At 57.2% G+C, this 25,567-nt stretch carries 16 protein-coding genes; 8 read left to right on the plus strand and 8 right to left on the minus strand.

Translation table 11 applies throughout. The features are described 5' to 3' along the window. Positions 1-30: 30 nt before the first annotated feature. From ACOZ4I_RS14295 to ACOZ4I_RS14305, 3 genes are read right to left on the minus strand one after another with little or no spacing between them, the layout of a single operon-like run. Entirely contained in the window at positions 31-1,176 is a 1,146-nt protein-coding gene (locus tag ACOZ4I_RS14295; protein WP_424000672.1) for a tyrosine-type recombinase/integrase, read from the minus strand. A 5-nt stretch (positions 1,177-1,181) separates the two neighbouring features. Beyond that, on the minus strand, positions 1,182-1,643 hold the full coding sequence (locus ACOZ4I_RS14300; protein ID WP_424000674.1) for a hypothetical protein: 462 nt from the start codon (positions 1,641-1,643) through the stop codon (positions 1,182-1,184). Then, the gene (locus ACOZ4I_RS14305; protein ID WP_424000676.1) at positions 1,633-2,091 is read right to left on the minus strand and encodes a hypothetical protein; all 459 of its coding nucleotides are present in this window, start codon (positions 2,089-2,091) and stop codon (positions 1,633-1,635) included. Before ACOZ4I_RS14305 ends, ACOZ4I_RS14300 begins: the two co-directional genes overlap by 11 nt. A gap of 530 nt (positions 2,092-2,621) precedes the next feature. Here ACOZ4I_RS14305 and ACOZ4I_RS14310 point away from each other — a divergent pair. Continuing rightward, positions 2,622-3,221: a hypothetical protein gene (locus ACOZ4I_RS14310; protein ID WP_424000678.1), complete on the plus strand. Its 600-nt coding sequence runs from the start codon at positions 2,622-2,624 to the stop codon at positions 3,219-3,221. Positions 3,222-3,323: 102 nt separating this feature from the next. On the opposite strand, the gene csa3 is transcribed toward ACOZ4I_RS14310, so the two are convergent. Then, the gene (csa3, locus tag ACOZ4I_RS14315; RefSeq protein WP_424000680.1) at positions 3,324-3,983 is read right to left on the minus strand and encodes a CRISPR-associated CARF protein Csa3; all 660 of its coding nucleotides are present in this window, start codon (positions 3,981-3,983) and stop codon (positions 3,324-3,326) included. A gap of 439 nt (positions 3,984-4,422) precedes the next feature. On the opposite strand from csa3, the gene ACOZ4I_RS14320 reads away from it, so the two are divergent. The 7 genes from ACOZ4I_RS14320 to ACOZ4I_RS14350 are packed head-to-tail and all read left to right on the plus strand — an operon-like array spanning position 4,423 to position 23,131. Beyond that, complete coding sequence (locus ACOZ4I_RS14320) at positions 4,423-5,289, plus strand: hypothetical protein (protein WP_424000682.1); 867 nt, start codon at positions 4,423-4,425, stop codon at positions 5,287-5,289. Beyond that, the gene (locus ACOZ4I_RS14325; protein WP_424000684.1) at positions 5,286-6,212 is read left to right on the plus strand and encodes a hypothetical protein; all 927 of its coding nucleotides are present in this window, start codon (positions 5,286-5,288) and stop codon (positions 6,210-6,212) included. The genes ACOZ4I_RS14320 and ACOZ4I_RS14325 overlap by 4 nt, the downstream gene beginning before the upstream one ends. Further along, positions 6,209-9,334: a hypothetical protein gene (locus ACOZ4I_RS14330; RefSeq protein ID WP_424000686.1), complete on the plus strand. Its 3,126-nt coding sequence runs from the start codon at positions 6,209-6,211 to the stop codon at positions 9,332-9,334. Before ACOZ4I_RS14325 ends, ACOZ4I_RS14330 begins: the two co-directional genes overlap by 4 nt. A gap of 1 nt (position 9,335) precedes the next feature. After that, entirely contained in the window at positions 9,336-10,166 is an 831-nt protein-coding gene (locus ACOZ4I_RS14335; protein WP_424000688.1) for a hypothetical protein, read from the plus strand. A gap of 2 nt (positions 10,167-10,168) precedes the next feature. After that, positions 10,169-15,688, plus strand: a complete 5,520-nt coding sequence (locus tag ACOZ4I_RS14340; protein ID WP_424000690.1) for a DEAD/DEAH box helicase — start codon at positions 10,169-10,171, stop codon at positions 15,686-15,688. A gap of 26 nt (positions 15,689-15,714) precedes the next feature. After that, positions 15,715-21,165 carry a DEAD/DEAH box helicase gene (locus tag ACOZ4I_RS14345; protein ID WP_424000692.1) on the plus strand — a complete coding sequence of 1,817 codons (5,451 nt, stop codon included), beginning with the start codon at positions 15,715-15,717 and terminating at the stop codon, positions 21,163-21,165. Next, positions 21,158-23,131: a hypothetical protein gene (locus ACOZ4I_RS14350; RefSeq protein WP_424000694.1), complete on the plus strand. Its 1,974-nt coding sequence runs from the start codon at positions 21,158-21,160 to the stop codon at positions 23,129-23,131. The genes ACOZ4I_RS14345 and ACOZ4I_RS14350 overlap by 8 nt, the downstream gene beginning before the upstream one ends. A 55-nt stretch (positions 23,132-23,186) precedes the next feature. Here the strand turns inward: ACOZ4I_RS14350 and ACOZ4I_RS14355 are convergent, their stop codons facing one another. The 4 genes from ACOZ4I_RS14355 to folE all read right to left on the minus strand — a co-directional run bounded on the left by ACOZ4I_RS14355 (position 23,187) and on the right by folE (position 25,566). Further along, the gene (locus ACOZ4I_RS14355; protein ID WP_424000696.1) at positions 23,187-23,462 is read right to left on the minus strand and encodes a hypothetical protein; all 276 of its coding nucleotides are present in this window, start codon (positions 23,460-23,462) and stop codon (positions 23,187-23,189) included. Between the two features lie 226 nt (positions 23,463-23,688). Continuing rightward, the gene (locus ACOZ4I_RS14360; RefSeq protein ID WP_424000698.1) at positions 23,689-24,015 is read right to left on the minus strand and encodes a DUF7344 domain-containing protein; all 327 of its coding nucleotides are present in this window, start codon (positions 24,013-24,015) and stop codon (positions 23,689-23,691) included. Between the two features lie 250 nt (positions 24,016-24,265). Beyond that, a complete protein-coding gene (gene queC / locus ACOZ4I_RS14365) occupies positions 24,266-24,961 on the minus strand; it encodes a 7-cyano-7-deazaguanine synthase QueC (RefSeq protein ID WP_424000700.1) in 696 nt (231 codons plus the stop codon). Further along, positions 24,958-25,566: a GTP cyclohydrolase I gene (gene folE, locus ACOZ4I_RS14370; protein ID WP_424000702.1), complete on the minus strand. Its 609-nt coding sequence runs from the start codon at positions 25,564-25,566 to the stop codon at positions 24,958-24,960. Before folE ends, queC begins: the two co-directional genes overlap by 4 nt. Position 25,567: the final 1 nt, after the last annotated feature.

Genomic DNA, 25,567 nt, shown 5'->3' on the forward strand with positions numbered 1-25,567 from the left:
CACAGGGTCAGGAATGGGGATGGAATTTAGTCAATATGGTCCAATACCTAGCTTGAAAATGTTCTCACGGTAGATGTTCTCGATGTCCTCATAGTACGTGTGGAGATACACATCGATCGCTTCACCGTAGTCGACTGCTGCGTCGCCGATCGCGTCTCCGCGCATGTACTTGACTAGTTCCCGGTTGAGATCCTGGTCGATACGCCAGAAGCTGGAGAACCAGTGTCGTCCGAAGTGACTCGTCACTGCTTCGTGGTGCTCGGTTTCGGCGTACTTGGGATGGAACCCGGTCTTCCACGCCTCGTTGATCCTTTTAGGCCATAACTTGTCATGGCGCTGGTCGGAGAGGAACAGCCACGGCTCACCGTTGTCGGGTCGAATGAGCAGCCACTGGACGAGGAGTTGACGCATTTCGTCGTCCAGCGGCAGGACGCGCCCTCGTTTGGACTTGTTCCTATCCCGCTCGTCTGCGGGCGGGATGTAGATTGCATTTTCGTAGTCACGAACCTGGGGATGCGTCCCCAGCTCCGGATAGCTCTCCTCGATTCCGGGGTGCTGGATGCTCACGTCTTTGAGCTTACTGTTGCAGACCGCTCCTGCTCGCATCCCCAACTTGAGCTGCGCGCAGACAAAGCATCTGTCTCTGATGTGCTTGATCGCCCGAATCCCCTCTCGTAGGTCTTCGAGGGGGACATTCGGGTGATCCTTATCTGATTCCTCTTTCTTCCACTCACGGAACGGAATCTTCTCGCGAGCAGCCTCAATCGGGTTGAAATCTTCACCGTGAGGAAACACCGATTCACGCTGCCAATACTGATATGCACCGTTCAACACTCGCAGCTGTGGTTTGATAGTCCCGACATCATGGTCTCGATCTGTCCGCTGCGCTTCGGCGAAGCTCGTGATGTGGCTCGTGTTTGCGCAGGCGTAGTGCCGACCCTGCTCTTCCATGTGCTCTTTGAACTGCCGGAAGATCCTTCGATAGTCGTTTTCCCGCTGGCTCGAGAGCCCTCGCGACTCAATCACCTCTTTCATGTATACCTCGAGAGGGTCGACATCGAGGGTCTGAAACTGTTCTTCATACTTCGCGAGCGGATCAGCCTCTAGGTCGAACGCGTCAGCGAAGGCCTGGCGCTGTACGTCGATACCGTCGTTATTCCTGTTTTCATTACTCATGGGTGTTACCTCGAACTGACTTTTGCGTCCCAAATTCGGCCAGCGGTATCGTACTCCACCGCAGCCATCAGGAACGGCTGGTACACATGTGGATGATCAGTTCGTGCGAGCAGCCAGCTGTAGAACCGCTCTAAACGAACCCAGTAATGGTTGTACACCGTCCTAACGTTCCGTCGGTCCAGTAGTGATTTACACCACTGGTCGACGTCAGCAGGGGTCGCGAGTGCGTGGTGGCGACCACGATCGGCCATGTGTTCCTTCCAGAGCTGTCCCGCACGGCGAGTGTCCTGCTGATACCGATCGCTCGAATACTGCGGGAACAGATGGTCCTCAAGGAACGTCTCCCAGACGTCTTTGTCGCGGTATGCCGCAGCGTGCTGGTTCAGGCGGTACCGCGAAGGCACCTCCTCGAGTCGTTTGTAGACGCCGAGGCGGTCTTCCGGATCTTCGGAGAGTTCACGCGGCATCCGCCACCCCCTCCTGTGGCTTCATCGTTGCAGGATAGTACCGATCACCAACGGTCTCTATCGAGTCGCCCTGCAACGCATCCAGATGCCCGTTTATACGATCTGGAGCAGTGTCGATGATATGCTGCGTGACTTCCTCGTATGTTGCTCCAGGGTTTTTCTCGACGTAGGTCCGGATCGTCTCGCGCTCCGTTCCATGGAGTTGATCCTCTAGCGTGTCGATGCGGTCTCGGGCGCGTTCGAGTTCGTCTTTTATATCGTTACGTTGCTCTCGCAGCTCACGATGAGATTCGTCAGGTTCGACGCAGGCATCGAACTTCTTCAATCCGGCTTCCACCATCGCTTGAATAAATTCGCTGATGCTCATCCCGTACTCTTCCGCACGGTCTGCCCAGCGATCGTACTGCTCTTCGGTCGGATATGCGGTAGCGGGCTGCGACTCAGACATCCTTCCGAGGTTCTGGACCGGTACGTGACGATCTCACTTCGGCAAATCGAAGCTGGCCGTTCTCTACCCAGTAATCGAGGGCACGGACGCCGTCAAGCTTGACTCCAAGCAGATGCAACTCGGCAGCACTCAGCGTAATCGCGATACCGAGAGGATCGCCGTTCGCGTCTCGATTTACGGTTGCTTGCCGTTGGTCCGAACCATTTCCGATGGCCTGTACTTTGGACCAATCGTCTGGATCGCCGTAGGGACTGTTCGTGCACTCGTTACTGGGAGACCAATCTGGCCAGGCTACCTGCTCTTCCGTATTGTGCCAGGTCCCAGAAGAGCCGATTTCACTCCCCACAGCCTATTTCACCTCTATTCAGGGTACATCGATCATCTTCATACATCGTTTCCATCTCCAGATTATGGCCAGTAGTATATAAAAGTGATCCACAATTTGGTCATATAGGTAGAGTACATAATAGCCACAACTGCGAATCGATAGGGGACACTAATAAAAAGGCAACGTGCGTACGATTGCGAAAATGCGTCGTATCCAGCCGAACTGGCTGAATGAAAACGATGATCTAATCCTCGAATTACTGGGAAAGAGCGGTGTTGCTCTCAATAAGCGAGGGATTGAGTTGAACCTCGAACTTAGCGACAAGTCCGTCTCGTATTCGACGATCAAGAGGCGAATCGATAAATTGGCTGAAGCAGGCTTTGTGGAACAAGCTCGCGAGGAGGGGTCCTATTATCGCATCACAGGAAAAGGAGTCAGCTATCTCACTGGCTCTCCATATGGGGCGTCCACAGCGGGAGATGAACCCGTAGAAGCAACAGAAATTGAACCACTAGACTATGAAATACTCGATGCAATACATAGCAGCGACGAACCTCCGGAGATTGACGAGGTTATTGCAGTCGTCTCCGCTAATCCGGAGCGTATACGAGATCGAATGGAGGGTCTCATCTCAGATGGAACTGTTACTGAAACATCGGAGAACCAGCTCAAATTGTCGCTGGGTGGTCAATATATACTTCAAATGTTCCGATTGGGTTCAAATGTGGAAGAACAAATCGACCGATACGGCATCGTAGATTTAGACGATGGAACGAACCAACGACAGAGTCGCGAGAGTTGAGATCGGCGAGTACGGGACAGTTGTCGATATAATCGGGTGCGAAGTGTGGGGAAATCCCGTAACAAGGGCAGTCGGTCCATTATCGAGAACATGGTCTTATTCCTAGTGTAGCCGACAATCTGATTCTCTACTACTCAGATAAATCCGTCCGCTATCAGTTGGCTCTACAGTCTTCGTTCGTCCCTGTTTAGTGGTCTTAACAAACCCCTCAGATTCTAGACTATCGACGTGTCGCGCAATAGTGCTTTTTGACTTCCCGAGCTCGGTGGCGATGTCACTGATAGATAAAGGAGTGTCTAATTCTGTGAGATCCCCAAGTAACGTTGCTTCAGCATTTGAAATATTCCCTCGAAGGTTCAAACGAGGAATTCGGCGCACGCTACTGTCAATATCACCGACTTGGAGGACGGTGTCGATGTGATTCTCGTTGGAGAACGTAGCAACCGTCAACGGAAGTAGGATCTCTCGCGCACCGCCACCGAGAACGACTATCGTTTCTCCTTCCGCCGCCTGCATGAGGTCTGCGCAGAGAAGCGTCGTTTCTACAAAATCTGTATACGGAAGATGCTCTGATTCCAACTCGAGGTCCGGGACGACCTGCGTCAACACTTCTGCCACCTCTTCGAATGCATCCTCGCTTTGGTCGGAACTATCCGCGGGTTGGAGGAGTACAACCCGATCCGACTGGTCTAGTCCTTCACTCAATACCGGTCGAACGACACGCCGACTGTCGAACCCTAGTGGCGCGAGATACGTTCTCATGCATGAGACATTAGGTCGAACCCTCGTCACTGTTCCGGAATAGCGCAACAGACATCGCGATATTAGGATAGAAATGCGGTTCAGAGGCGTCTAACTCAGCAGTTCCCTGGACGGACCTCTGAACTGTTCCAGATCAATGCAATCAATGGCGAACTGTTTCATCGACGATAATTACTTGACGCCTGGCTATAAACTGGTGATCGTTCGCACACTTTGTGCCGGGTGATGGCCACCACCGGCACAAAGAGAGGCATCTCTGTAATTATAATCTATCCGACACATTTATGGTATCGGGAGCATGATTGTCTCACGGAAGCATCCATCACGAGCAGGCCGGAGAAGGCCTGTATCCCGTAGATACGGCTATGGGAATGAGTGCAAACGAACGGCGTCAACCATCCCACACGGACGCCGCTAACAACCCAAGCACCCCAGGAGAATGACAGACCCACCCGACTCAGAGACGCCAGCACTCGCAGATTTCATCGGAACACGAGATTCGTTTCTCGTGGTTCGAGATCCACAACTCTCGAAGACTGGCTCACAGGCCCGCGCACAACTCAGGTCACTGCCGTTCCTCGCACAGTTCGGTCTCCGGCACGTCGCCCATCCCGGCATCTACGATAACGGCCTGCGACTCGTCGAATACGACCTCATGGCGAACGAGAACCTACGGGCGAACGGGGTGAGGAACGTCGAATTTCCCTTAATTCACTACGTCAGCCAAGAGATGCTGACTGGCGAGTTACGGGATAGGGAGAGAACCTTCGACGATCAGGACGTTGTGCGGCGACTCCTCCGGAAGCGACCCGAAGGAGTCCCGTATGTACTTGTTACCGACACCAGCACGCCCCGGATGCCCCGTCACACGCAGAAGCCCGGAAAGTCGTTTATCGACGAGTTCGAGTGCACCGTCACTGAGTATAAAGGGTTGCTGAAGCGCTATCTTCAGTACAATCTTCACTCGGACTTACCACTCTCGTCGACGCAGAACCTGTACTTCCACCAGATTTCTGCTCATCACAAGCAAGCCGGTCTCAAAGCTAGTACCATTCCCGCGCTCTTCGACTACACAGAAATTCCAGCGGACAGCCCGGCATGGGACCCGCTATACTACCTAATCCGGGAGGATGTCGAACAAGTGCTTGAGGACTACTCTGAGCGCATTCGAGAGGCGCTTCGTTCATGGACCGAGTGGGGGCCGACACAGGAGATCGCGAACAGCATGCTCGACGCGCTCGAGCGGGTGGACTTCGAGGAAAACCGGCTCGACGACTACCGCTACCGCCACCAGGAGAACACATGAGCACGACATACACACCAGCTAACTCAAAGCCAGACCAGCTACTCACCGGGTACATCTCGGTGCGGGCGCCTGAGCTAAAACACATCTACAACGCCATACAGGGCGCCACCAGCGTCAACGAACTAACAAACAAGTTTGGGCGTCCGACCGCGGAGGGACTCCAAACCGACCACGTGGAGGAAACGGTTCGATTCCTGAATGCGGTCGATCTAGTCGAAAGCCCGTCAGGTGACATCAGGAGCACTGTAGAACGAATCAACCAGGAGCGTTTCAGGGAGCTTCCATTCGAGGCTCGTCTACTGTATCACTGTAGCCAGCAAGAAGGACGGCAGACGCATTTTGCTGCCGTCTACCGCGCTCTACTGAGTGAAGAGAGTCGAACGGTGAGTGTAGGCCGGGACGACTTGAAAACCGTCCTGAAGCGTGAAACAGACTACGACTTTAGCTGGACTAAAAAGAAAATCGACATGTGGGTGACGCTGTGTGATCAATTGGGTCTGATAACGGAAACCGATCACGACCTCATCCTAAGTCCCTGCCGTGCTCTGCTCCACGACGCACTCGTACTCGCCCCGACTGAAGCCGACGAAGAGCCAGACTACGACACCGTCGAGGTCGAGAACGGCGATTTCCGCCGCGCGCTCGACTGGATCAATGATAACCTGTTCGCCATATACGAGGAGCGAGCAGGCACCCCTCGCGTACACCCGGCCATCGCGGACGTCCTACGCAATATGGAGAACGACGGCGTAATCTCCCTGTCAAGTCCTGGCGACTCGCAGAACGCCGTGGAAATTCCACCCGAAGACCTCGATGACGACGTTCGTGGAAATCGACGGGACGCGACACGCATCTCAATCCACTCACGTCCCGACGAAACGGCATACCAGTACCCTCTCACTCAGCACCTTACCCGACAATGAGCCAGAACGTTCAGAAACCATCGACCGGCGGAGAGATGCCTCGTCACTGGGACGACGATGAGGTCGATCACTTCATCACCTCGGAAGCCCATACGGCGAAGAAGACGCCAGAGCAGTTCAGGGAGACCCACGTCGACATCGACCGGATATACGCGGATACGCTAACTCCGTTAGGCATCTCTGGCGACTTCGTCACCCAAGAGGACGTCCTCAACTCTATCACAGCCTCTACTGTCGGAGGGCCTGATAGTGATGATGACCCCGACCCGAACCGCATCTTCATCGTCCGCGGCGAACCCGGCTCAGGGAAGAGCCAGCTCTGCGAATGGACGAAATACCAGATCAACGGCTATGGAGAGGACGACGAGGGCATCGAGGACTACGTGGCACTTCACGTGTCCCGCAGTCAGACTCGGATGGACCAAATCATCGACGTCCTCACCGATCCGCTCGAGGTTGATCCCGATGTCCAGAACATCGATGACCTCGACCCGGACGACGCCGCGAGCGCCATCGTTGAGTACATGCGTGGCATCTGGTCGACCGACCACTTCAGCGATGAGGAGGTCCGGGAACTCACCGAAAAGCGCGGCGATAAGAGCGACCTGCGCAGCATTTTCGCGAAGAACATTCAAGAGTACCAAGAGGCTCTCGAATCCCGCGACGAAAACCCCGATTTCAACCTCCTCACCCGTTCTGACTTTCGGGATTTCCGGCTCCAGATGAGCTTCAGCGGCAAGCTCACCGAAAACAAGGATCTACTCTACTCAGTCCTCAAGAACGAAGCCCACGAGTACCTCTCGCGCAACCTCGTGGGCGATTTCAAGGAACAGCTTCAGGAATACTCGGAACTGTATCAGGAGAAGGGTATTCGGCCGGTCCTCATCTGTGAGGACCTCACGACGTTCAGCGTCCTGAAGGAGCAACTCCTCGACCATATCTTTGAGCTCAGTAGCAGTCACTACGACATCGTCCTCGGTTGGACGATCGGGTGGGAGCAGGACAACATCGACGACGCGATGACTCGCTCGGACGCGGCTACGTACATGAAAGGTCGCTCCGAGGGGTATTTGACAATGACCGACGAGAACGGCGAAGCCTATTTCTTAGACGATGACGCTTCTGTCGAGCTCACTCGCTCATACCTCAACGCGATCAAGCGGCACTCTAGCGCAGACGCAGCACCGGGCAATCTCGAGGACGCGTTCGACGGATTGTACCCGTTCAACGAGCGGTTCATCCACGTCGCCTACCGCCAGTTGAATGACGAGGGGAGTAACCGCAAGACGCCCCGGTTGCTCCTCCTGCGGGTCGTGAAACACTGCCTGAAATCGACGTTGCCCCCCTACGAGGCGATGAAGTCGAACTCGTTTGTCGATCGGCCAATGCTGGACATCGACTCCGAATACCGGCCAGTACATCAGGACATCAGTCGCTGGTATGGAGTCTCTAAGAAGGGAGGTGTTGGTGTCCAAAAGGACATATTCGAGGCCTTCGACGTTTCTCCCCCGAACGAGAATGTTGAGGAATCGGGCGAGTATATCATCTTCGAGAAGGGGCAGTGGAGTGGCCTCGAGAAGAAAATTAACCCGGACCTGGACGAACGGGAGGTGAAATCTGACAACGATACGGAAGACAGCGAAGAAGAAGATAGCGACGAAGCGCAGGAAAGTGATGAATCAGAGGAATCGAAGGAAAGTGACGAAACAGAGGAAGAACAAGACTCCGGATCAGAACTCACCGAAGAACAGCGGGAGAAGCGACGGAAGGTACAGGAATTCCAAGACTGGGTAACTAACGGCGAGGAGTATCCGAGTTCTGATACACTTCACGACGGGGCTGTCGAAGCCCTCGAGCGCTGGCACGAGCCAACTCGCCTCGGGAACCCGAACGCGTCAACCCGTTACACAGGCGGTATCTACTACACCAGCGGTGACGAAATTCCGGTATCGATTCAGGGGGATCAACAGCGGCAGGCGAATATCGACATCGAACTCGAATGGGGGCCTGAGCACGCTGACCTCTACACCCCGATGCTCGAGTACGGACTCTTCGGTACGTTCGAACCCACTGACACCAACTTCGACCAGTTGCGAGCATGGGCTGACACCAATGTTGCTCAGTTCAAACGAGAGATGCGCGAGGAGATAGAAGACGCACTTCCTCCTGAACTTGACATTGAGAAGACGCTGGTGTTGGCCCAATTCTTCCTAATTAACGCCGCCGACGGGGTTGAGGAGGGGGATCTGTCCACAGAGCTACTATTTAGAGAATACGATGCCAACTGTGACTACGAGAATCCGATTGGAGAACACTTTGATAGAGACAGTGCATTCGGGCAAGCGTTCAATGGATTAGCCACCAAGAGCTCCGATGTTTCTGACCTGGTTGAGGGATTCTTCCTCCTGAAGGAAAAGGTCGTAGACTATAGCCGTTTATCTGAGGCACGCCGAGAGGTCGCATCTAACTTCGAAGACTATGTCGACGCTGCGATGATGATTGATGGCGCTGAGCTACCAGCCGCCTACAAAGTTGGAACCACACGGAGGCAAGCAGGTACCTCACTTGGAACCTACGAGAAAAGTAACGATGAGAAAGTTACCGGCCTGCTCGATAGAATATCAAACTACGCAGCGGAACTCCAGCGTCTCACCGCTGAGGAAGACGCGTCACACATACAGGAAGCTCTTGGGCCCGTCGAGCGCTGGTACGACAGTAGTCATACAGTGAATGATCTCGCTGGATGGTTCGAGACCCTGCACAAGTGCGCCGGTGCAATGGATGTCCCAATAAAGTCGAGTTACGAAGACGCCTACGAAACGCTCACTGAGTCGCCTGAGAAGGTGAAACTCACGGCCTTCCAGGAGGACGTTGAGCGGTTCCAAAATATGGACGGTGTCGACGGTGTGACACTCATCGCACGCCTGCATGACTTCGCTCGCAGTCAACACGAACAAGCAGCCTGGGAAATCTACGAGGCCCTCGATTCCCTGATCGACGACCTTCAGGACCAGGAGCATTCGACCGGTGTCGACCTCGAACACAGGGTCAAGCAACTCAGTGAGTTCACCGAGTACGAACAGAAGCGGCAGGAAGTCACCGACATCACGGAGAACCTATAAAATGTCCAGCACTCAGTCACTACCCACGGTCGTCAGGGCGCTCGAAGACAAGGCCAAGGAGCACAAGCAGGCGGAGAACACCCAGTTCCACGTCTCGGTGGCGCGGCACAACATTAGCGAGGTTAACGGGGAACTCGACGATCTCGTCGAAAGTCTAGAAGACCTACGGTACTACAAGACCGTACTCGAGAAGGCCTTCGAGGGTTCTGTTCCAACGATGACCAGCAGTGCCGTACAGGCCGCCGAGAAGGCAGTCAAGACGACACAGGACGATCTGTTGGAGAATGTCCAGAGTGGCGAAGTAGGCGATGACGAAGCTGACCTCGACTCGGACGAGGACCAGAGCGATCTCGAGGTTCAGTTGACCTCCGAGGTCCAAAAGCAAATTCAGCAGATTCAGTCAGCGAAGCGGCAAGTCGATAACGTCAGAGAGACCATCGAAGGCGAACTTGAGGCCGAGCAGGAGGAGTGGAACGAGAAGATCAACGCTGCCGAGGAACTCCAGAAGATTCTGGGGGGCCAGAATGGCGACTTCTCGCGCACGCTCAACCACATGCATAAGCTCCTAAACCGGAAGCTGATGAAGTCGACCGGCACAGGTTCAGCATTTGTGTCCAAGTGGGAAAACGCAGTCAGCAACTGGGAGGAGCACCAGTCACTCCAGAGCTTCGAGGATTTCCAAGAGAAGCACAACCTCTCCGACTCGACCGTTGAGGACGTAAAGACGCTTAGCAAGTCTCAGCAACTCACGCTGGCTGATGTCTCCCTCGACTCCCTCGAGGAGATGAAGCGCGTCGACGAACTCGAATCGGCGGTCGAGCTGAGTCTCTAACCATGAAAGACCCCGTCACCCGCGCGGAACAGATGCAAGAGGCCTACCACGACTACTTCATCGGTCGTGGTGGGCGAGCAGCGCGCAGCGTCGCCAATCGACTCGTCGACGGCGAGGACGACCTCACGGGGATGCGGGGGCCGTACCTCCAGGCGCTCGACATCCCGAACTGGAGCGGCCGTTCATGGGAGGCCTTCGCCCGGTCGGCACGCCTCGAGCCGCACATCCGTCGTGCTTTCACGAAGATCGGCTTCGAGCGGCTCTATGACTTCCAGGAGCGCAGCATCGAGGCCATCCTCGACGGCGACGACACCGTCATCACCGCCGCAACGGGACGGGGAAAGACCGAAGCGTGGCTCATCCCGATCCTCAACCGTATCCTCGAAGACAAGCGGTACGGCGAGGATGGCAACGACACAAGCGTCAAGGCCACGCTCATCTACCCGACGAAGGCGCTCGCACAGGACCAGCTGAAGCGCCTCCTCCAGTACCTCTACCTGATCAACAAGCAACTGACATCAGAGCAGCAGATAACGGTCGGTATCTACGACGGAGACACACCCCGGAACGTCGGTGAATCAGGGTCCGAGGGATACCTCAACGCGACGTTCCGACACTTCGAGTGTCCAGGGTATAACGACGAACTCGACAAATGCCAGGACTGCGGTGGTGGTGTCCGAATCCGGAACACCGGTTCCCGGTTTAAGCTTATTCCGGAGAAGGCCCACTGCGAGGACGACGACCCGAACGACGTTCCCCTCGATTTCCTGCGACTGACGAAGAACGACATCCTCGAGAATGGCGTCGACATCCTACTGACCAACCCGGACACGATTAACTACCGGCTCATCAACACCAACGCGGAAGACGAGCACGAACGCTTCGTCTATGAGCCAGAGTTCCTCGTCTTCGACGAGGTGCACACTTACGACGGGATCTTCGGGAGTTACACGTCGACGCTGATGAAACGGATTCAGTCGCTCCGCGAGGATCGGGGCGTCGACGACCTCCAACTCATCGCGAGCAGCGCGACCGTCGAGAACGATGTCGAGTTGTTCCAAAAGGTCAGTGGTGCCGTCGATGTCAATCAGGTGAGTGAGTCACCGCGAGACCTCGACGGTACCGTCCCGACGGAGGTACCCGAAGAGCTGACGTCGCACAGTCTGTCCGTCGACCGCATTCTGCGTGCGACGGCCGGCCCCGACGACGCGGTTCCGGGGCTCGACGCGTTCGACTACACCCTGAACGATGCGTCGAGCTACGACCGCGATAGGCGGGAGACGCTGGTGAGCGACGCGCTCTTCGACCATCTCACCGAGGTCGAGGACGACGCGGGCGCACAGGTCGTGCGCTACGTCCACCAGCTGCTGTACGACGAGCCGCTTACGCGCTCGCAGTTACACGACGAGTTAGCGGCGACGCTGAACCTCAGTGGCGAGGAAGCGTCGACGCTGGTGTCGAACGTCCGCACGCTCGGTGAGTTCTCCGGGATGCTGGAGAACCGGAGCCACGTGTTCTCCTGGCCGATCGACGGCTTCTACGCGTGCCCGTCGTGTGACGCGATGTATCGGTCACCGCAGGACGACTGTCGCGAGTGTGGGTTCGACTTCGTCACCCGGTCGACGTACTGCCGCCACTGTAGTGACGAGCATCTCGTCGGCTGGTACTGCCCGAGCTGTGACCAGCTGGAACCGTACACCCCGACAGAGCACGGGTCGGTCGACCAGGACGAGACGCACGTCTGCCGACGGTGCGAGGAAGCGCGCGACGACGTCGTCCAGATGGTCCGCACGACGTTCCAGCCGCTCCTCGAGTGCCTCGATTGCGGGCACCATACCGAGCGAACGACGACGCGCGAGTGTCCGGAGTGCGGTTCCAAGACGATCAGGACCGACGACGAGACGTTCACCTGCGTCAACCCACAGTGTGAGTCGACTCACGAAGTCAAGCGTACCTGCGACCACTGCGACGGGACCGACTTCGACCTCGTCACTACGGAGGGACGGTTCGACTGCCCGGACTGTGGGGCGTCTTACGAAAGCGCCGAATGGGCTCCGACCGAGTGTGTCGACTGCGGTGCGTCGCTCACGTCGACGCGGTACCTCCCGTGGGTCTGCGACAGTTGCGACCGGCTTCACTTCGAGGACGACCCCGGCCAGTGCGACTGCGGAGAGATCACGCTCGTGAAGCGCGGACTCTTCGAGATTCGCCACGACCAGCACTGCCAGTCGTGTGAGACGGCCTTCCTCGGCGACAAGGGCTGTGACTGCGACGACCCAGATGTTCACCCGCGGACCGGCCACCACCAGGCCTACAAGACGATCGACACCCGCGGCTGGATTCACACGATGAGTTCGCAGCGGTCGGCCGTCCCGTGTCCGCACTCCTACGCACGGTACGAAATCGGTCGTCGGTTCGACGAGCTGATGCGGGGCCCGAGCAACCTCGCTGTGACGACCTCGCAGTACATGCTGCGCGCCGTCGCCGACGAGGAAGGCCAGCAGGCCGCGAAGCTCCTGTCGTTCGCCGATTCTCACCGCGACATGAAGGAGCTCAGCCGAGACTTCTCGGAACCCGAGGTCGAGACGCTCCTCGACCAACTACTGATCGAGAGCGCCTCGTCCGACGACGAGAACCCGTGGGTGCCGTTCGACCGAGTTCTTGAAAACGCAGACGGCATCGTCGACGAGGTCAACGACGCACTCGAACCCCCGCGGGTCGCGAGGAGCGTCGAGTTCGACCTGAAGTCGCGGCTGAAGGACCAGCCTCGGCAGCGGTGGGACGACGACGACGCGCTTCGGGACCGACTGACTCGGCGTGCACTCAGGCACACCTATAGCCAGCGTTTCGGCGAACGAGACGGGTCCCTCGCCGAAGAAGGACTGCTCGACGTCCGATTCGCGCCCGGACTCGACGAACTCGACAGCGACGAGCGGGCAATCGTCCGCGAACTCGTCGAGAACGGCAACGGCTACCGAGTCGAGAGCCTCGACGACCCGAACCCCAACCGACCCGCCGAGGATGTCGTCGATGAACTGGCCGAGAGGGGCATTCTCGCCTACGGGCACTCAGAGGAGTACGTCTCGTTCGACCCCTCTGCGCTCGTCGTCACCGTCGCCGGCGATGGGGACGGTATCCGGTTCGACCCGTCCACAGAGCGGTACTACACGACGCTCCAGCACCAGTTCGGCTTAGATACCCAGTCGGCTGTCCGGTCGGGGACGTCGCTCTCGGAACGAGCGTCGGTCTCGCACCCACGGTTCACGCAGCGAGCCCACCGCGCCGAATACTCGCAGACGCGAGTCCTCATCTCCGAAGAGTACCTCGGAGCGACGGACAAGCGGAAGCGACGGGAGTTGGAGTACCTCTTCCGCGAGGAGAACTACCCGCACCACCTCTCCTCGGGCCCGACGATGGAACTCGGCGTCGACATCGGTGACCTCGACGCGCTCCTGCTGTACGGGACACCCCCGAACATGAACGCGTACCTCCAGCGAGTCGGGCGTGCAGGCCGGAGTTCGCACTCCTCGATGGTTCACTCGGTCAGCCAGCGCAACCCCATCGACTACTACTACTACGACCACCCGAGCGAGCTCATCGATACGGAACCGACGCCCGTGCCGCTCAACGAACACAACGAGGAAGTCCTTCGTGTCTCGCTCTCGTGGGGCATCTTCGACTACGTTGCGGCCAACTTCACTATCCCGTGGGACGTCAGCCGCCACGGCCGAGCACGCTCGATCGATGGTGGTGATACCTACCACCGCCACAGCATGCTCGATGCGACTGAACGCGAAGACGCCAGCAAGTTGACCCACGTAATGTCGCTCGACGCAGATACGCTGTCGCTCGGGCGTGACGACTCGAAGCTCGAGATTCTCAGTGAGGTCGTGGACGACCACGAACGCGACATCGCCGACTACCTCGAGTCGCTCCTCGATTACCGCTACTGCGAAGAGTGTGAGCGACGGTATGCCGCCGATGACGAGCGCGAAACGTGCGGAGGAAGCGACTGTAATGGCGTAATCCGTTACGCTCGGGACGAGTTCGGCCATCTCGTCAACGAAGTGCTTACGAACTTCGACGATCGATACATCACGGGATACCGTGACTACAAGCGGGCACTCGAAGACGAGCGGTCTAACCTGAAGCGACGGAACAACAAACTACAGCGTGAGATGCGGCGCGCCGGGACGGACGAGCGCCGACGTATCAAGCGGGAGCGCCGTGGGCTGAAGAACCGTATCGAAGTGCTCGAGGACTACCTGTCGGACTTAGGTGGGTCGAGTTACTTCGACTTTCTCAGAGAGTCTCGCGAGAGCAAGTACGACTTCTCTATGAGGAGCGTCGCAACGACGGCGGGTCTGACCCTGGTTGACGAGGGATACAACCGACGGAACGTCGGGGATCAAGAGAGCGGCCGCGCGATGCAGATGGCGTTGTCCGAGCTCCACCCCGGCGCGGCCTATCTTGACGGTGGCAATACGTACACGGTGTCCCGAGTTCGACTCGACGACAAAGCAGGGTCGGACCTTCGTGACGTCGTGAGTGGAGCAACCGATGGTGAACACTTAGCCGAAGAACTCGTTTGCCCGGCGTGTCACGCCACCTACGATCTCGACGCCGATGGATGCGACTGTGAGACCGATGCACCGCTCAAGCGGCGTCGACTCGTGATGCTTGACTCGGTCGACGCCTACCACGATAACCTCCAGCTGACCGAGGACGGCGACGAAGCACGGTACCTTCACGACGAACCGAACAACCCGGTGCAGAACACCTACGCCGAACGCGAAACGTCAATACTCGAGTTTACCCCCGACCGAACGTTCGAACTCCAGACTGCCGACGGGGAGCGGCTCGGGACGCTCGCGTACGGTGACTATTCGGTCCTACTGCACACGGAGAGCTACAAGACGAAGTACAAATCCGGCGAGGTAGACCCACAGGAAACGCTTTTCGAAGTCTGTGGTGAGGAGAACTGCTCTGGCGTTATCTACCAGGACGATGTCGACCGTCACCGGTGCAGCGCAGATCCCAATCACTTCCCTGAGGGCCGCGGCGTTGATTCCGAGTTCATCCGACTTGGGTATCAGTACGACACCCAGGGAATTCGGGTCGAACTTGAAGAGCGGGACCTGTCACATACGCTCGCTCACGGGCTTCGAGTCGCATTACAGTACCTCGGTGGTGTCAATATCCGTGATCTCACCGAATACGTCGGGGAAGATCACGTCGACGTCTTCGAATCACAAGAGGGGGGTTCCGACATCGCTCGACTCCTCTTTGAACAGATCGACGGCGAATTCCGCGCATTCGGTCGTGCGGTTGGCCTCATGAGAGACCAATTCGACTGCGATTGTGAGAATGGGTGTCCGTCCTGCCTGTATCAGTATGGCTGTGACGTCAGGAACGACCCGCGTTCCTTCGACCGTGACCGACTCCAGAACGAGCTCGCTCGTGGTGACGTGTCCATTCGATCCATCGAGACCCTCGAAACGAACGAACCGCTCACCGACTGACCAACATCCCACATAAACTGCCACCGATGAACTTCGACCCAATCGCTCTTGCCAATTCGATGCGAGAATCGTACGCTGAACACTACGCCGGCTCTCAGCCACAACGGGCCGTGAAGAATCTCGTCTCCCGGTACCACGAGGGATCGGGAGAGTCGCTGGAGAGTGACCTCCCGGAGTTCATCCGGACGAAGGGGCCCTATCTCCAGGTATTGGACCTACCCCGGATGAGTGACACTCCGTGGGAAACGTTTGCCGACGACCACGGACTCCACGACGACATCGCCGAGACGTTCACGGCGGCCGGCTTCCGGTCACTGTACGAGTTTCAGGAAGATGCGGTCGAGTCAGTTCTCGAAGACCATCACACGCTACTGACCGCGAGTACCGGCCGTGGGAAGACCGAAGGGTGGCTCATCCCCATCCTCCAGTTCATCACAGAGGCGAAGGCTGGGGAACACGAAAATCACCCGCCAGATAGTGTCAAGTGCGTCCTCACGTACCCTACGAAGGCGCTGGCACAAGATCAACTGAAGCGGTTGATCGACTACCTCTTCACGCTTAACCGGGGTCGCGCCCCCGGTGACCAGGTAACGGTTGGTATCTACGACGGCGACACCAAGCGACGGGATCCAGACGAACTGTCGTACCTCCAGACGACGTTCCAGTATTTCGACTGCCCGTGCGGGGAATGCGACTCGTCCCTGACAGTTCGTCAGCGTGACGACGACTCGTTCGTGGTCGAGCCGATGGTAGATCATGAGGACGACATCACGTTCGACTTCATCCAGGTGACCCGGGACGCGATCGTCGAGTCTCCATCCGACATCCTACTAACCAATCCTGACACGATCAACTACCGGTTGTTCAACGTCAACGAGGGCGACGAGCAGTGCCGTTTCGTCGCCGAACCGAAATACTTCGTTTTCGACGAGATTCACGAGTATTCCGAGCTCTTCGGTTCCTTCACTTCGACACTTATGCGGCGGTACATTCGAGAACGCCAGGAGCTCAACGGGTACGATACCGAGGACGAGGACGACCTCACCATCGTCGGTGCGTCCGCAACCGTCGAGAACAAACGGACGGTTTTCCAGCGCATCAACCCCTTCGTCGATCCCGATGTCGAGGTAATCGAGGAAGAGGAACGGACAATTGACGCCCCGTTCCCGACCGACATCCCTGACGACTACCTCTCATCAGAAGTATCGGAAGACGAACTTCGAAGTGGAGAGACGACGGCTGCTGCCCAAGCCCTCGATGCTGCGGGAGTTTCAGGGGACCAAGAGGATGTCGACGATGCACTCTACGAGCTCCTCGTAGAGGAGGACGGCGGTCCCCTGGAGTTCGTCCGCGGTATCTACGCGGCGCTCCGTGAGAAACCGCTTCGGCCCGTCGGTCTCCGTGACCGTCTCGTCGACGAGACTGGTCTCACAGAGAACCAGGCAGAGACAGTGGTGGCGAACTTCATGACGATCGGAGAGGTGGCGGGGATTCTAGAGCGACGGGCACACCTGTTTAGCTGGCCGCTCGACGGTTACTACACGTGTATCAATTGCGGAACGGTGTACGATACACCCCAGTCGTCCTGTACCGAGTGTGATCACCACTTCGTGACGAAACTCTCCCTGTGCAACGAGTGTGGCGAGGAGTCACTTGAGTCCTGGTTCTGCCCGAACTGTGAGCGACTCGCACCACACACTGTCACGTCAGAGGAAGGCCGTTTCGAGTATTTCCAGCGGGAAGAGTGTCAGTGTGAAACCGTCGATGGTGAGACGCCAGAGATGGTGCGTGTCTACTGGCGGCCGTACTACGAATGCACTGACTGTGGTGAACGCCAGAAGATCGATCATCAGCACGACTGCCCAGTCTGTGACGCCGCACTGGTCCTCGACGATTCGATGGAGAACCACGTCTGTACCAACCCTGACTGTGATGGGGAACTAACTGTCGAAGAGGCTCAGGAGCCCGAATGCCACTCCTGTCACTCCGCCGCTCTGGAACCGCTCGCAGACGAGGATGTTAAGTATTGCACCGAATGCGGCGAAGTGTATGAAGATCCGGAGGGCCAGGAGTGTACCGCCGAAGACTGCGACGGCGACCTTACACCGAAACGGTTCCTCGGATGGACGTGTGGCGATCCCGGGTGTGACGAAGTGTACTTCGGCCGCACTCCGGCGTCGTGCAGTTGTGGCAAGCGGAAGTTCGTCCGGTCGGCGTTGTTCGATGTCAGTATGGTCGATGAGTGCCAGTCGTGTGGACACGAGTTCCTGCCTGATGGCCCTCACAACTGTAACTGCGATACTCCTGAAATCAGCCGGCGAGCGAGGGGGTATGGGAACTTCCGCATAGTCGACGACAACGGTCGGTTACGAGAAGCGAGCCAGTTCCTGGGCGGACTCCCGTGCTATCACGAAGACACGAGAGAGACGTACTCGAAGAACCGTCGGTACGAGCCGATGCTCCGCGGTCCGGCCAACGCTGCGGTAACCTCCAGTCGCTATCTGCTTCGATCCCTGGCTGACCGCGACGAGCCCGATACCTTCTCAGAGTCGAAGGTGCTCTCGTTCGCGGACAGTCAGTCCGACATGAAGGAACTGGAGCGGAACTTCCGCGAGCCCGAAGAATCGTTCTTCTTCGACCAGTTGTTCGTCGATAGCATCAGGTCTGAGGCCGACGAATCGGGCTGGGCACCACTCTCCGACATCGTTGAGCGCGGAGTGAGTGACGCACAGCAGTACGAAGAGGAGTTGACGGGAGAAAATGGGAACACACCGAGGATGTACGAATCTCTGACTGGGTACGACCAGTCCGTCAGCGAGTACCTGAAAGAGGAGATGATCTCTCGTGCGTTCAACGGCAAGTACAGCAACCGTTACCGCAGTAACCGGCTGAGTGAAGAAGGCCTCGTCGACCTTCGGCTGACTGTCGACATAGAGGACCTTGACGAAGGCGAGCGCGAACTACTTGCCGAAGCGGTCAACCAGAACCATCGCTACGAACCCAGCCTCCTCGACGAAGTTGAAGATGGACATGATACTCTTGCTTCACTCGTCGACCAAGGGGTTCTACGCCGCGTCGAGGACGATGGGAGTCGGTACGTGATGGTCGCCGAGGAGGTGGTTGAGTGTGCGGTCGTCGACGACGCGACGCCTACGAACTTTAGCCCTGATGAGGAAGAGTACGCGACGACTCTCGATGTCTCTCTCGGGGAGGCTCCCGATGATGTCGTCGAATTCTCAGCGACCATCGAGGAGCGTGCCGAATTCTCGCATCCACACTACTCTCTGACGGCACAGCAGGTCTCGACATCCGATCCGATGATGCTCCTCGCGCGGGCGTACTACGGCGAGACCGACCGTGATGAACGGCGAAAACTCGAGTATCAGTTCCGTCAGGGACGGTATCCGCATTTCCTCTCGTCGGGCCCAGCGATGGAACTCGGCGTCGACATCGGCGACCTCAACACGCTTCTCCTCTACGGGACGCCACCGAACGCCAACTCGTACCTCCAGCGAATCGGCCGTGCGGGACGATCTTCAGGTAATTCGCTGATTCACTCGGTTAGTCAGCGCAACCCCATCGATTACTACTACCACGAGCACCCCGAGGAACTCATCGCTGCGGATCCACAACAGGTTCCGCTTAATGAAGTGAACCGAGAGGTCCTCCACCAGTCGCTCACCTGGGCCGTTCTTGACTGGGCCGCGACGACCCGCTGGGTGCCGTGGCGTCGCGAACAGAGTGGGCTCGAAGACCTCGTTGTCTGCCAAAATGACCCGACTCCGCGGACAGACTCTCGGCCAAATGACGTGATTCGGTTCACGGGACTCCTGTCGTCGACGAACTTTGAGGTCCAGAGCTTCGACGACGACGCGCCACTCGAGGCCCTTCGGTCACTGCTCAACGAGAACCGAAGTGAAATCGAACAGTGGCTACGAGACGTCCTCTCGTTCGGAGTCTGTTCCTCGTGTGGCCGGAAACATGCGGCAGGCTACGGCGGAGTATGTCAACGGGAGGGGTGCGAGGGTGTGGTCGAATCAGTTCTGGATGAACACGGCGACCTTATCGAATCGATCCTCTCGGGGAACGGTGAAGAGCCGAGTTTCGAGGAGACCATCATCGACATCTATCACGACCAGCAGGACGCTATCTACGATGACATCGACGACCTCGAAGACGAACTGGACGACCTGAGACGGAAAGAGCGTAAAACCCGAGACCGCGACGAGAAACGACGACTCCGGGAACAGCGAGATCAGGTCGACCGTCAGCTCGACCAATTGTATGACTACCTCGACCGGCTCGAAGACATGGACTACGGTAGTTACCTGAGTCAGGAAAGTCCCGCCGCTTTCGGCCTTCGATCAGTCGGGGACTCCGTCGATTACCAACTGTTCGGTGAAGACTTCGAGCGTGTTAGCGATGGGTCGCGCGACCGGCGCATCGCGCTCTCTGAACTCCACCCCTGCGCTGCATATCTCCATGACAGCGAGACGTATGTAGTGACTCAGTTGTCCTGGGAGCCACTGGAGTCAGCACAGATTAGTGATGATCTTGAGGACGCGGCAATCTGCCCGACGTGCGCCGCCGAGTACGACAGCGACACAGCTAACTGTGAGTCATGTGGCACGCGACTGAAGCCGCTGATTACGCAAGTCCCCGAGCGAGTGACTGCGTATCAGCACGACCTCCCCCTCAGCTCAACACCAAGCACAAAGCAACTTCGCCCGTCGACGGTCTATCAGAACGATAGCGAACCACAGAACACCTACGCTCCCGTTGAAACTGATGCCGGTGATTCGTTTGAACCGACGTTCGCACGAAATATCGTAGACGAGAACGGGACCGTTCACGGTCAGTTCGAATACGGTGACGTCACCCTCCTCGCATCGACGAACAAATACTGGGCGACCTACAAAGACGGCGGTTCAGACCCGCTTCCCAACGTGTTCGAGATGTGTGGTGTCGATGGGTGTAACGGCGTGGTTGCGAGGGCAGGGGACTCGGCGTACTGCACGAAAAATGTTGAGCACCCCGCTGAGGAGAGCGTCGCTGTACGGCCCGCAACGAAGTTCGCAACCAAGGCGGCTCGTGTCCGGTTCGACAGTGAAGAACTGGAACATGGCTTCGCTCACGGACTCCGAGTCGCGCTCCAGTACATCGGCGGTGTCAGTGTGAGACAGGTCCCGGAATCTATCGAGGATGAAGGGACACTCGTGTACGACTCTGACGAAGGTGGGGCCGGAATCACCGTCTTGTTGACCCAGGACGATGGCGAGAAGTTCGAGAGAGCCGTCCGACTCATGCGCGAGGCATTCTCACCGGCCGAGTCGAAGTGCAACTGTGAGAACGGCTGCCCGTTCTGCATCTTCCAATACGGGTGTGTGGAGCAGAACGATCCTGACTCGTTCGACAAGGAGGAACTCCTCGAACTGCTGTCGCACGACCTACACCTCGAGCCACGAAACAATGAGTGACATAATCGACATCGCAACCGACCTTCGGACACGGTCACCAGAACGTGTCTGGGGGGTATCAGCTGGGAGTGTCTACTCTGCCCTCTCTGCAAAAGCAGTTAGTGAGCCACTGGAAGAGCGACTATCCCCTCACGTCCGCGCAGAAACACTCCGAACAAACGACGAACGAGACATGAGTGATGTCGTTGATATACACGAGTGGAGTCTCGAAGAGTTCGGTCTCACTGACGGCGAGAGGCTCACACTGCTCGGCTCCGTAGTCGCTGCATCGGACAATCCCAGACCGCTCATTCGAGCGACGGTAGTGGCGAGGATTCAGTCTGCCGAAACGGTGTTACGTTCGTGCAGCGAGATCGAGGAAAACGTCCCTCGGCGTGAATTCAACAGTCTGCTTGCTGACGAGTGGGACGAGGTGGTTCTCGGTCCCCTCCTCGGTTCACTCGGGTTCGCTAGGATCCATCCGGACAGCGTCGAATTCTCCCTCGAACGCATCGAGACCGCACTACATGCACAGCAGAGAACGTCTCGAGAGGTAGCGATCTCAGAAGCCTACTCCCGTATTCTCCCCAACCTCACAAGTCTCACGGATGAATCGTGTATCGAGGATCTAGTCAAGCAGATAACTGGTGAGAGTCCGAGCGGCGAACTATCTGGAACAGTAGTCGCGGCGGTACTCGCTAATTCGACGACGACTTTCGTCGTCGAAGATGAGATTAGCGACGCGATTCTCGAACAGCGCCAGGAGCACCAAACAGAGTTCGACACCCTTCGGTCGCTCCTCACACCAGCAGCTGAATCAGACGTGTCGCACGTCGAAACGGATCATCCAATCGAAATCGACGATGTGCCCGATATAGCCCAACTGGACGATGAGACCCGCTCACTGGTACTCGACATCGTCGCTACTGTTTCCACCCATCCCGACCTCACAGAATTCGCCGTTGGGTTTCTTACCAGCCAAGGCGCGAGTATAACGCCATACACGCTTTACCAGGCACTTTCATCGGTTCCGGGAGTTAAGTGCGAAGTCTCCGATGGCATTGTCGATTTCGAATCAGTTCCCCGGGAAGTGTCCGGTGACGACTTGCGAGCGGAATACACGACCTATCTCGTCGAGGAGTGTTCGGCAGTCAAACACAGAATAGACACCCTATCGGACGCCTCAGTTGCGAGTACCCCGACACCGGTCGCAGCCGAGATGGTGGTAGCTGAAGAGTATGAGTCACTCAGTAGTGGCGACGTCACGCCGGTCTACTTCACACATACGCTACCTGACCCGGACGCTCTCGGTGAGAAGAAGATGGATGACTATGTCGGAGATTCACGGGGACTCGGTCGAGAACGAGCACGCCTTCGTCGCTGGCACGACGAGCGGCCGTCAGGTTTGCGGTCGTATACAGCGATGACGGACCGCCTGTTCAGCCATGGACTGGAACACGACATCGAGGACAAGGTTCTTCGGATTATGACACCATTCGACGACGATACGTTCAACGAGTACGTCGCCCAGATTCGGCGTCTTCTCGACCACGGATTCAGACTGCGACTGCTTACACGGCACACGAAGGAACCATGGGAGTGGCGTCGACTTCAGCGGAACTTACTGAGCGAAATCAAAGAACATCGAGACCGAGTCACCGTCCGCACGTACTCCCGGTTCAAGGAACACCAGCGTGTGACCCCTGATATGGACTTCCAAGACCTCGGTGAGTTCGGGATTCACGGGAAACTCCAGACCGTCGGTGCACCCGAGGAAGGTGCTGCGCTCCTTGGATCAGCGAATTTTATGGAGAACAGCTACGACTGGAACCCGGAATGTGGGGTCTATACCGAGCGAGCGCAGTTCGTCGACGCCGCAATCGAGTTCTTCGACATAGTATGGGACATCTCTTCGGCGGATGAACTGTCAGTCGATCGATTGCAGGAGATTCCGGATCACCCGCTGATTCCAACCTACTACAGTTGATCAGTATACTCCAAGTTATTCAGTACGCTACTCGTTCGTGTGATCGAACTCTCGCCTACTCACACGAACAATGAACAGGTCCAGTGTTTCCCTCTTCCCCCTTAGATTCGATTTCACAGGTAAAGAACTCGCCTTCGGGATACAATATGAACCGATCTTCGTCGATGTTCTCGACGGTGGCCACATCCTCAATCTGCCAATCAGCGTCCTCATTACCGTCCCACGTGTAGTAGTCGTCCTCCCCCTCTACTGCGAAGTCCAGCATCCCAGACCCACTACCGACGATATGCTGGACCCGATCTAATCGGGTCGACTGCGTGATCCTGGCCATGAATAACTCTCATTCAGCGATGATAATCAATGTCCGCCACTTCAGAGAAGGGAGTAGTGCCACCGATGGAGCTGGCAACTCCCAAGCATCCCAGGTGGAGGACGACGGGCACTGCCACCACCGCGCATCCCACTACGCGGCGCTTCGTCGTCCGACTGGACTAACGGGAGAGACAATCATAGATATTCGCAGACTAGATACCTTGGTTTAGCATCAGGTTCTGCGCTTAGACAACCCTCCCAGTCGAGAGGACGAACTGCACGAGTGTCGTGAGGACAATATACTGTTCAATCGACTCTTCTACCGTCACTGTCTTTCGCCGTTCGTCGTACTGAACGAGGCCCCGCTGGTCTATTTTCGGGAGATGCGTCTGTATCAACCCGTTGTACGCGGATTCGTAATCAGCAGTCCCGACGTTCCTAGGTGGACTCCCTGTCTCGACGCCTCGGATGACACGTGCTAAGTGGCGCACCTCAATAGTGGTCCCCGGCTCGAACAGAGCGAGGTACTGTAGTGTGAGCAAACGTCGTCGGTTGCCGAGGAAGCTGAGCACGTCAGCGACCCCTGGAGAGTTACTATCAACTGCGCTCAAATGGACCACCTCTTCCTCGAAGCTTTCGGAGGCAACGATGCAACACGACCGTCGAACTTTTGCGAATCGTCGTCGTTAGTACACATGCTGTCTATTCAGGCAGCGCGGGGTCGGTGTCTTCACCACCGGGCCCACTCTTCGTGGACCGCCCGCGTCAAGGAAGATTAGCGGCGGAAACGACTTAACCGTAGGTAAATCGGCTCAGCGGCGTCTATGACTCAGTATAGTCTGGACGCTCGGCGTATTCAATCGGGTCTCGCTCGCCCAGGTTCTGGAATGCCTGGAGGCGGAACGCACACGCGTCGCACGTACCGCAGGCCGGTGCTTCGTCGCGATAGCAGCTCCAGGTGTGTTCGTAGGGGACATCGAGTTCGAGGCCGCTTTCAGCGATGTCCGTCTTCGAAGCCTCGACGAACGGCGCTTCGATGCTGATCTTGGTCTCTGGTTTCGTACCGACGTCGACGACCTGCTGGAATACCTCGAAGAACTCTGGCCGGCAGTCAGGATACCCAGAGAAGTCCTCGCTGTGCGCACCGATGAACACGGCCTCACAGTCGTTGGCTTCCGCATACGACGTCGCCATTGACAAGAGGTTCGCGTTCCGGAACGGCACGTAGCTTGATGGGATCTCGTCACTCTCCATGTCCGCATCCTCGACGTCCATCTCGTCGTCAGTAAGACTCGACGCGCCGATTTTTGAGAGGTGGTCCGTCGTCAAGTGGAGGAAGTCGGCAGCGCCGAAGGCCTTGGCCTGAGCCTTTGCACACTCGTACTCCTTCGTCTCTGTTTGCTGTCCGTAGGACGTGTGTAGCATGTACAGCTCGTAACCAGCGTCCTGAGCGACAGCCGCTGCCGTTGCACTATCCATCCCTCCGGATGCCAGAATGACGGCCCTCTTCTCACTCATTGTTGATCCTCCGTACGGTTGACCGCTGCTTGGAACCGCTCACGTTCGGCCTCACTTGGTTCGCCGATGGTCGCTCTGGTGGTGGTCGTACTCTCGGTTTCGATGCCACGCATCGCTTCGCAAAGGTGCGTTGCGTTCATTTCTACAAGGACCGTGCCTGCGTCGAGTTCTTCTTGAAGACCCGACGCAATGTCGTTTGTCAGCCGTTCCTGCATAGTGAGTTGCCGTGACTGCCAGCGGACGTACCGCGTTAGCTTGGAAAGTCCTACCACTTCGTCGGTCGGCCTGTACGCGATGTGTGCCGTACCGAAGAACGGGAGCAGGTGGTGCTCACACAGGGAGTATACGGGAATCCCAGTTTTCACCACTAGGTCAGTTGTCTCGGCATCGAAGGTGCGCATCGTCGGCTTCGCGGTCTCCCGTTGACCTTCGGTGAGTGTTGCGAATGCGTCCGGAACGCGTCGCTGCCAAGTTTCAGCGAGCGCATCGCTGTCCGGATCTTCACCGACAGCCTCCAGCAGGAGTCGAACACCTCGCTGGGCCTTCTCGTGGTCGATGTCCGTTTCAGCGTCTTCGGTCGCAAGTTGCGAGTGCGTGCTCGTCATG

The organism is Haloarcula salina (assembly GCF_049603855.1).
In the GTDB taxonomy this organism is placed as follows: Archaea; Halobacteriota; Halobacteria; order Halobacteriales; family Haloarculaceae; genus Haloarcula; species Haloarcula salina_A.

What these genes read in the sequence shown, in the direction of transcription:
- queC (WP_424000700.1), bottom strand. Translation starts at nt 24,961, where the DNA reads ATGAGTGAGAAGAGGGCCGTCATTCTGGCATCCGGAGGGATGGATAGT.
- ACOZ4I_RS14325 (WP_424000684.1), top strand. Translation starts at nt 5,286, where the DNA reads ATGAGCACGACATACACACCAGCTAACTCAAAGCCAGACCAGCTACTC.
- ACOZ4I_RS14335 (WP_424000688.1), top strand. Translation starts at nt 9,336, where the DNA reads ATGTCCAGCACTCAGTCACTACCCACGGTCGTCAGGGCGCTCGAAGAC.
- ACOZ4I_RS14300 (WP_424000674.1), bottom strand. Translation starts at nt 1,643, where the DNA reads ATGCCGCGTGAACTCTCCGAAGATCCGGAAGACCGCCTCGGCGTCTAC.
- ACOZ4I_RS14330 (WP_424000686.1), top strand. Translation starts at nt 6,209, where the DNA reads ATGAGCCAGAACGTTCAGAAACCATCGACCGGCGGAGAGATGCCTCGT.
- folE (WP_424000702.1), bottom strand. Translation starts at nt 25,566, where the DNA reads ATGACGAGCACGCACTCGCAACTTGCGACCGAAGACGCTGAAACGGAC.
- ACOZ4I_RS14320 (WP_424000682.1), top strand. Translation starts at nt 4,423, where the DNA reads ATGACAGACCCACCCGACTCAGAGACGCCAGCACTCGCAGATTTCATC.
- ACOZ4I_RS14345 (WP_424000692.1), top strand. Translation starts at nt 15,715, where the DNA reads ATGAACTTCGACCCAATCGCTCTTGCCAATTCGATGCGAGAATCGTAC.
- ACOZ4I_RS14340 (WP_424000690.1), top strand. Translation starts at nt 10,169, where the DNA reads ATGAAAGACCCCGTCACCCGCGCGGAACAGATGCAAGAGGCCTACCAC.
- ACOZ4I_RS14310 (WP_424000678.1), top strand. Translation starts at nt 2,622, where the DNA reads ATGCGTCGTATCCAGCCGAACTGGCTGAATGAAAACGATGATCTAATC.
- ACOZ4I_RS14350 (WP_424000694.1), top strand. Translation starts at nt 21,158, where the DNA reads ATGAGTGACATAATCGACATCGCAACCGACCTTCGGACACGGTCACCA.
- ACOZ4I_RS14305 (WP_424000676.1), bottom strand. Translation starts at nt 2,091, where the DNA reads ATGTCTGAGTCGCAGCCCGCTACCGCATATCCGACCGAAGAGCAGTAC.
- csa3 (WP_424000680.1), bottom strand. Translation starts at nt 3,983, where the DNA reads ATGAGAACGTATCTCGCGCCACTAGGGTTCGACAGTCGGCGTGTCGTT.
- ACOZ4I_RS14295 (WP_424000672.1), bottom strand. Translation starts at nt 1,176, where the DNA reads ATGAGTAATGAAAACAGGAATAACGACGGTATCGACGTACAGCGCCAG.
- ACOZ4I_RS14355 (WP_424000696.1), bottom strand. Translation starts at nt 23,462, where the DNA reads ATGGCCAGGATCACGCAGTCGACCCGATTAGATCGGGTCCAGCATATC.